The following is a 7,385-nucleotide window of genomic DNA, read 5'->3' on the forward strand; positions in this document are numbered from 1 at the left end:
CCAGCAGGGCCGGCGCCGAGATCGAGAGCAGGTGCGCAGGGCCCTTCGGCCCAACCTATGACCGGCACCCCACCTCCCGGCCCGCCCCGGGTGCAGACCAGGATCACCGTGCCCGACTCGAAGATCATGGTCAATCTGCTCGGCGCAGGCGACGAGATCCTCCGGCTCGTCGAACGTTCGGTCAGCAGTGACGTGCACGTTCGCGGCAACGAGATCACCATCACCGGTGACCCCGCGGACAACGCCCTCGCCGAGCGGGTCTTCAGCGAGCTGCTCGAACTCATCGAGAAAGGCGAGACCCTGACCACTGACGCCGTCCGGCGTACCGTCGGCATGCTCGAGCAGGGCAGCGCCGAGCGGCCCGCCGAGGTTCTGACGCTCAACATCCTCTCCCGTCGCGGGCGCACCATCCGCCCCAAGACGCTCGGGCAGAAGCGGTACGTCGACGCGATCGACACCCACACCATCGTCTTCGGCATCGGCCCGGCCGGCACCGGCAAGACCTACCTGGCGATGGCGAAGGCCGTCCAGGCGTTGCAGGCCAAGCAGGTCAACCGGATCATCCTGACCCGACCGGCGGTGGAGGCGGGTGAGCGACTGGGTTTCCTGCCCGGCACGCTCAACGAGAAGATCGACCCGTACCTGCGCCCGCTCTACGACGCGCTGCACGAGATGCTCGACCCGGAGACGATCCCGAAGCTGATGGCGCAGGGGACGATCGAGGTCGCCCCGCTGGCCTACATGCGGGGCAGGACGCTCTCCGACGCGTTCATCATCCTGGACGAGGCGCAGAACACGACGCCCGAGCAGATGAAGATGTTCCTCACCCGGCTCGGCTTCAACTCCAAGATCGTCGTGACCGGTGACATCACCCAGGTGGACCTTCCCGGCGGGACGAGCAGCGGTCTGCGGGTCGTCCGGGAGATCCTGGAAAACGTCGACGACGTGCACTTCGCCCAGTTGTCCAGCTCCGACGTGGTCCGCCACCGGCTGGTGGGGGAGATCGTCGACGCGTACGCCCGCTGGGACGCCGAGCGGGAGAACCAGCAGGCGCAGGGCGTCCACGCCGTGCCCGGGCGACCCGCCCAGGGCGGCCGGGCCGGCCGCCGCCGCTAAAGCAGAGGAAAGCAGTTGTCCATCGAGATCGCCAACGAGTCCGGTGTCGAGGTCGACACCGACGCCGTGCTCGCCGTCGCCCGGCACGCCCTCGACGAGATGGGGGTCAACCCCCTCGCCGAGCTGTCCGTGCTGCTTGTCGACATCGACTACATGACCGAGCTGAACCACCGCTGGATGGGTGGCGACGGCCCGACCGACGTGCTCGCCTTCCCCATGGACGAGGGCAGCGTCGACCACGGCCCGGGGGAGTCCGCACCGGCCGGCGGCGAACCCGCCCTGCTCGGCGACATCGTGCTCTGCCCCGAGGTCGCGGCCAAGCAGGCGGCGACCGCCGGGCACGCCCCGGCCGACGAGCTGCACCTGCTCACCGTGCACGGGGTGCTGCACCTGCTCGGCTACGACCACGCCGAGCCGGATGAGGAGCGGGAGATGTTCGCTCTCCAGGCCCGCCTGCTGTCGAGCTGGCGGTCGACCCGCACCCAGTGATGTCCACTCCTCCGTTACTCGCGGCCGGCGCCACCGCCGGCCTTCCTGACCTACAGCTGATCGTCTTCGCGGCCGGCCTGGTGGTGTTGGCCGGTCTGATCGCGATGACCGAGGCGGCGCTCGCCGCGATCTCGCCGGCCCGCGCCGCCGAGCTGGCGCGCGACGGTGTGCGGGGCGCCCGCACCCTCCAGGCCGTGGCCGGCGACGTCGTCCGGCACCTCAACCTGCTCCTGCTGTTGCGGCTGCTCGCCGAGCTGACCGCCACCACCCTGGTGGCGCTTGTCGCGGTGGACAGCTTCGGCGCCGGCTGGCGGGCCGCGCTGGTCACCGCCGGCGCGATGACAGTGGTCAGCTTCGTGGTGGTCGGCGTCGCTCCGCGCACCATCGGCCGGCAGCACGCGTACGCCGTGGGCCGTGCGGTGGCGCCGCTGGTCCGCTGGCTCGGCCGGGCACTCAACCCGCTCGCCTCGCTGCTGATCCTGATCGGCAACGCGGTCACGCCGGGCCGCGGCTTCCGGGAGGGGCCGTTCGCCAGCCAGGTGGAGTTGCGTGAGCTGGTCGACCTGGCCGAGCAGCGCGGCGTGGTCGAGCACGGCGAACGTCAGATGATCCACTCGGTCTTCGCGCTCGGTGACACCATCGCCCGTGAGGTGATGGTGCCGCGTACCGAGATGGTGTGGATCGAGGGGGGCAAGACGCTCGCGCAGGCGCTTGTGCTCTTCCTGCGTTCCGGGTTCTCCCGCATCCCGGTGATCGGCGAGAGCGTCGACGACGTGCTCGGTGTGCTCTACCTCAAGGATCTGATCCGGCGCTCCCGTGGCGGAGACCCGGCGGCCGAGCAGCTGCCGGTGGCCGAGCTGATGCGCCCGGCGACCTTCGTGCCGGAGTCCAAGCCGGTCGACGACCTGCTGTCGGAGATGCAGGCGGCCCGCAACCACCTGGTCATCGTGGTCGACGAGTACGGCGGCACCGGCGGTCTGGTCACCATCGAGGACATCCTGGAGGAGATCGTCGGTGAGATCACCGACGAGTACGATGTCGAACGCCCGCCCGTCGAACGTCTGACAGACTCCTCGGTGCGGGTGACCGCCCGCCTGCCGGTGGAGAGTCTGGGCGAGATGTTCGACACCGACCTGCCCACCGACGAGGTGGAAACGGTCGGTGGCCTGCTGGCCCAGTCGTTGGGGCGAGTGCCGATCCCCGGCGCGGAGGTCGAGGTCGCCGGTCTCCGGCTGCTCGCCGAGGGCACCACCGGCCGGCGCAACCGGATCGACACCGTCCTGGTCAGCCGGGTGGAGTCGGGCCACGAGCAGGACACCGCGGGGCGCGGCGAGCACGTCGGCTCCGGGGACAACACGACAAACTACCGTGACGACGAGAGGCAATCCGCCGATGCCTGACACACCCCCCGTGCCTGCCGCTCGTCCCGCCCCCAGCGCGCCGGCACCCCTGAGCGCAGAGGACGCCAAGCTTGTCGTCCTGGCCCGGGGAGCCCGCGCCCGGGTCGCCGCCGTGGAGGGCGCCGCGGTCCGGGATCAGGACGGCCGGACGTACGCGGCGGCCAGCGTCGCGTTGCCGTCGCTGACCCTCACCGCGTTGCAGTTGGCGGTCGCGTCGGCCGTGGCGGCCGGGGCGAGCCGGCTGGAGGCCGCGGTGGTGGTGACCGAGGCGTCGACACTTGACGGCGCCGGGCACGCGGCAGTGCGTGACCTCACAGTGGACGCGCCGATCCACGTGGCCGCGCCGGACGGCACGGTCCTCGGCACGGTGGCGCAGTGAGCTCCGCACCGGACCCGCAGGTACGGCCGTACCGGGCCGGGTTCGGTTGCTTCGTCGGCCGGCCCAACGCCGGCAAGTCGACGTTGACCAACGCCATCGTCGGCACCAAGATCGCGATTACCTCGAACAAACCGCAGACCACCCGGCACGTCATCCGGGCCGTCCTGCACCGTCCGGAGTCGCAGTTGGTCCTCGTCGACACGCCGGGCCTGCACCGCCCCCGTACGCTGCTCGGCGAGCGTCTCAACGACCTGGTCCGGTCCACCTGGACGGAGGTCGACGTGATCGGCCTCTGCATCCCGGCGGACGAGCCGGTGGGGCGCGGGGACCGGTTCATCACCGGTGAGCTGGCCGAGCTGAAGGCCACAGTGTTGGCGGTGGTCACCAAGACCGACCTGGTCGACAAGCGCCGCCTGGCCGAGCAGTTGCTCGCGGTGAGCCAGATGGGGGAGTTCGCCGAGATCGTGCCGGTGAGCGCCGTCTCCGGGCACCAGGTGGACACGCTCGTCGACGTGATGACCAAATACCTGCCGCCGTCGCCGCAGCTCTACCCGGACGACATGCTCACCGACGACCCCGAGCAGGTATTGGTCGCGGAGCTGATCCGGGAGGCCGCCCTGGAGGGGGTCCGGGACGAGCTGCCGCACTCCATCGCCGTGGTGGTGGAGGAGATGATCCCCGAGGGGCAGGTCATGAAGATCTACGCCGACCTGTACGTGGAACGGCCCAGCCAGAAGGCGATCGTGCTCGGCCACAAGGCGAGCCGGCTCAAGGAGGTCGGCACCAACGCCCGCCGGCAGATCGAGGAGCTGCTGGGCGGCCGGGTCTATCTCGACCTGCACGTGCGGGTCGCGAAGGACTGGCAACGCGACCCGAGGCAGCTACGCAAGCTGGGCTTCTGACCCACCTCGCCGAGGCGGCCAACCAGGCCCGCCTCCCCGCGCCGCCCGCCCGCCTTGAGGGCGAGCGGTGCGGCCTGCTTTGCGGCCGAGCGGCGCGGCTGTGTTGCCTTGAGGCCGGGGGTGTGGTGGCAGCGGTGCCGTCAGCGTTGGCTGATGGTGACGTTGCCGCTGCCGGCCGAGCCGTCGAGCACCAGTGACGCGGCCGGGTCGTCGGCGACGGTGACCCGCGCGTCGCCGGAACCGGTGTTGGACCGGACCCGGTAGCTGCCCGCCGGCACCAGCAGCGTGACGTCGCCACTGGAGGCGTGGGCGCGGGCGGCGGCGGGCTTGTCCAGTTCGACGTTGACATTGCCGGACCCGGCCTCCGCGTCGACCGCGCCACCCAGTCGGCGCGCGGTGATGTCCCCGGAGCCGGCGCGCAGCCGGACCGCCCCGCTGGCCTCGCTCACCTCGATGTCACCGGAACCCGTCTCGACGCCGACCGCGCCGGAGGCGCCGACGATCCGTACGTCGCCGGAGCCCAGCCGCAGATCCACAGTGCCGACCCGGCTCAGCTCGACGTCGCCGGAGCCGGACTCGCCCTGGAGAGCCACGCCCTCCGGCAGGGCCACCTCGTAGGAGATGCTGCACCGGTCGCCGCAGTCGGTGTCCAACACCAACTCGCTGCCCTTGATCTCGTACCGGGCATGGGGTTCGCCACCCTGGTAACGCACCACCCGCTTGATCCGCGCCTCGCCCGCCGTGCCGTTGCCCCGGACGATCACGTCGCCCGCACCCGGCAGGACCCGGATGGTGGTGATCTTCGCCGCCTCGGTGTCGTCGTAGTCGAGCCGACGCATGGCCAGGTTGTCGCACCCGGCGAGGAGGATGAGGGTGGTTGCCAGGCCCAGGGCGACGGGTGCGGTAGCGCGCCGACGGACGGTGCCGGTGGTGGGGTGCAATGCCATGACCAGCACGCTACGGCCGGTGACGAGTCGGGCGCATCGGGGTTCGTCCGCGCGTCCACCCCGAACCAACCCTGATTTCACACCCCGAGGGAGAATGGCCCGATGGCCGGGTATCGCCGACAGCTCTACCGCGACGACGCGGTGGTGCTGCGTGTGCAAAAGCTCGGCGAGTCCGACCGGATCATCACCCTGCTCACCCGTCGGCACGGCCGGCTGCGCGCGGTGGCCCGGGGGGTCCGCCGCACCACGAGCAAGTTCGGCGCCCGGCTGGAGCCGTTCGGCCACGTCGACCTCCAGCTCGCCGGCGACCCGAAGGGCAACCACGGCAGCTCGCTGCACAGCGTCAGCCAGGTCGAGGGCATCGACCTGTACGGCAAGCGGTTCCTCGGGGACTATCCCCGCTACACGGCGGCAAGTGCGATCGCCGAAACCGCCGAGCGGCTGACCCCGGTCGAGCGGGAGCCGTCGCTGCGGCTGTTCCAGCTCACCGTCGGCGCGCTGAAGGCGCTGTCCCGGGGCGAACACGCCACCACCCTGGTGCTCGACGCGTACCTGCTGCGGGGGATGGCCCTCGCCGGCTGGGCGCCGGCGCTGATCGCCTGTGCGGTCTGCGGCACCCCCGGGCGACACCGGGCGTTCTCCGTACCGGCGGGTGGCGCGGTCTGCCCGGACTGCCGGCCACCCGGCGCGGCCCACCCCGCGCCGGCCACCATCGACCTGATGTCCGCGCTGACCACCGGCGACTGGGTGCTCGCCGACGCCACCGACACCGGCGTACGCCGGGAGTGCAGCGGGCTGGTCGCGGCTCACCTGCAGTGGCACCTGGAGCGCGCGCTACGCTCGCTGCCGCTGGTCGACCGGGGTCCCTCGGCGGCCGGCACGGCCTCGGCGCCGGACGGCACCGGGGTCGTGGTGCTCCGGCCGCGTGGCGACGTCGAGGCCGGGGCGGACGGCACGAACAGGGAGTGACCGAGTGATCCGATCGAAGAAGGCGGGCCGGCGCGAGCCGACGCCGCCGACACCGCACCCGTCCGGCGCCCGGCCGCCGGCACTGCCCACCGAGGCGGTGCCGAAGCACGTGGCGGTGGTGATGGACGGCAACGGTCGCTGGGCCAAGGACCGTGGGTTGGCGCGCACCAAGGGTCACGAGGCGGGGGAGCACAGCCTCTTCGACACCATCGAGGGCGCGATCGAGATGGGCATCCCGTACCTGTCGGCGTACGCGTTCTCCACCGAGAACTGGCGGCGCTCGCCCGACGAGGTCCGGTTCCTGATGGGGTTCAACCGGGACGTGATCCGTCGTCGCCGCGACCAGCTGGTCGACCTCGGCGTACGGGTGGTCTGGTCGGGTCGGTCCGGCCGGTTGTGGAAGAGCGTCATCTCCGAGTTGCAGACCGCCGAGGAGATGTCCCAGGACAACTCGACGTTGACCCTACAGTTCTGCGTCAACTACGGGGGGCAGGCCGAGATCGGCGACGCTGCCGCCGCGATCGCCCGCGACGTGGCCGCCGGCCGACTGGATCCGGCCAAGGTCACCGAGAAGACCGTGGCGAAATACCTCTACCACCCGGAGATCCCGGAGGTGGACCTGTTCCTGCGTCCCTCCGGGGAGGAACGGATCTCCAACTTCATGCTCTGGCAGTCCGCGTACGCCGAGCTGGTCTTCCTCGACACGCTCTGGCCCGACTTCGACCGCCGCCACCTCTGGTATGCCTGCGAGTTGTACGCGCAACGGGACCGACGCTTCGGCGGGGCGCTGCCCAACCCGGTCGCCCCGGTGATCTGAGCCGACGCGCTTACTCTCCCGTCACTCTGGGTATCACCCATGTCAGAAGCCACTGACGGAGGTGAACCCACATGATCCAGAAGCGCATTGCCCAGTGGGCGGTGATGGCGGTTGCGGTGCCCCTGGCGGCTGCCGGTGCCCGCAGGCTCAGCCACACCCTGGAGGCCCGCCGTGGTCCCTCCGGGGTGACCCGCCTGCTGACCAAGGGCGCGGACCTGATGCGTCCCCAGAAGGCCAAGCGTCGCCGCTTCTTCTAAGCAGCCCCCGCCCGTCCCCGGCGCCGCCCGCACCCGCCCCCCGGCGGCGGGGGCCCGGGGGGGGCGCGCCCCCGCCCGGCGGCCCGCCGCCGCGCCCGCCCCCGCGCGG

9 protein-coding genes are annotated in these 7,385 nt (G+C 71.5%); 8 read left to right on the top strand and 1 reads right to left on the bottom strand.

All coding sequences use genetic code 11. The annotated features are described in order from the left end of the window. The first annotated feature begins 57 nt into the window (after positions 1-57). The 5 genes from AB0A95_RS32270 to era are packed head-to-tail and all read left to right on the top strand — an operon-like array spanning position 58 to position 4,286. A complete protein-coding gene (locus tag AB0A95_RS32270; protein WP_357559511.1) occupies positions 58-1,116 on the top strand; it encodes a PhoH family protein in 1,059 nt (352 codons plus the stop codon). Between the two features lie 15 nt (positions 1,117-1,131). Then, positions 1,132-1,605, top strand: a complete 474-nt coding sequence (gene ybeY, locus AB0A95_RS32275) for an rRNA maturation RNase YbeY (RefSeq protein ID WP_357559512.1) — start codon at positions 1,132-1,134, stop codon at positions 1,603-1,605. After that, a complete protein-coding gene (locus AB0A95_RS32280; protein ID WP_357559523.1) occupies positions 1,581-3,005 on the top strand; it encodes a hemolysin family protein in 1,425 nt (474 codons plus the stop codon). Before ybeY ends, AB0A95_RS32280 begins: the two co-directional genes overlap by 25 nt. Continuing rightward, complete coding sequence (locus tag AB0A95_RS32285; protein WP_357559513.1) at positions 2,998-3,384, top strand: cytidine deaminase; 387 nt, start codon at positions 2,998-3,000, stop codon at positions 3,382-3,384. The genes AB0A95_RS32280 and AB0A95_RS32285 overlap by 8 nt, the downstream gene beginning before the upstream one ends. Further along, a complete protein-coding gene (gene era, locus AB0A95_RS32290; protein ID WP_357559514.1) occupies positions 3,381-4,286 on the top strand; it encodes a GTPase Era in 906 nt (301 codons plus the stop codon). The genes AB0A95_RS32285 and era overlap by 4 nt, the downstream gene beginning before the upstream one ends. A gap of 140 nt (positions 4,287-4,426) precedes the next feature. Here era and AB0A95_RS32295 read toward each other — a convergent pair whose 3' ends face one another. Continuing rightward, complete coding sequence (locus AB0A95_RS32295) at positions 4,427-5,233, bottom strand: DUF4097 family beta strand repeat-containing protein (protein ID WP_357559515.1); 807 nt, start codon at positions 5,231-5,233, stop codon at positions 4,427-4,429. A 102-nt stretch (positions 5,234-5,335) separates the two neighbouring features. On the opposite strand from AB0A95_RS32295, the gene recO reads away from it, so the two are divergent. From recO to AB0A95_RS32310, 3 genes are all read left to right on the top strand, one after another. Further along, positions 5,336-6,202, top strand: coding sequence for a DNA repair protein RecO (recO, locus tag AB0A95_RS32300; RefSeq protein ID WP_357559516.1), 867 nt, complete (start codon positions 5,336-5,338; stop codon positions 6,200-6,202). A gap of 4 nt (positions 6,203-6,206) precedes the next feature. Beyond that, positions 6,207-7,019 (top strand): isoprenyl transferase, encoded by an 813-nt coding sequence (locus AB0A95_RS32305; RefSeq protein WP_357559517.1) that lies wholly within the window; start codon positions 6,207-6,209, stop codon positions 7,017-7,019. 71 nt (positions 7,020-7,090) lie between these two features. Next, positions 7,091-7,276, top strand: a complete 186-nt coding sequence (locus AB0A95_RS32310; protein WP_179780512.1) for a hypothetical protein — start codon at positions 7,091-7,093, stop codon at positions 7,274-7,276. The last annotated feature ends 109 nt before the right edge of the window (positions 7,277-7,385 follow it).

It is taken from the genome of Micromonospora sp. NPDC049230, from assembly GCF_040647875.1.
Classification (GTDB): domain Bacteria; phylum Actinomycetota; class Actinomycetes; order Mycobacteriales; family Micromonosporaceae; genus Micromonospora.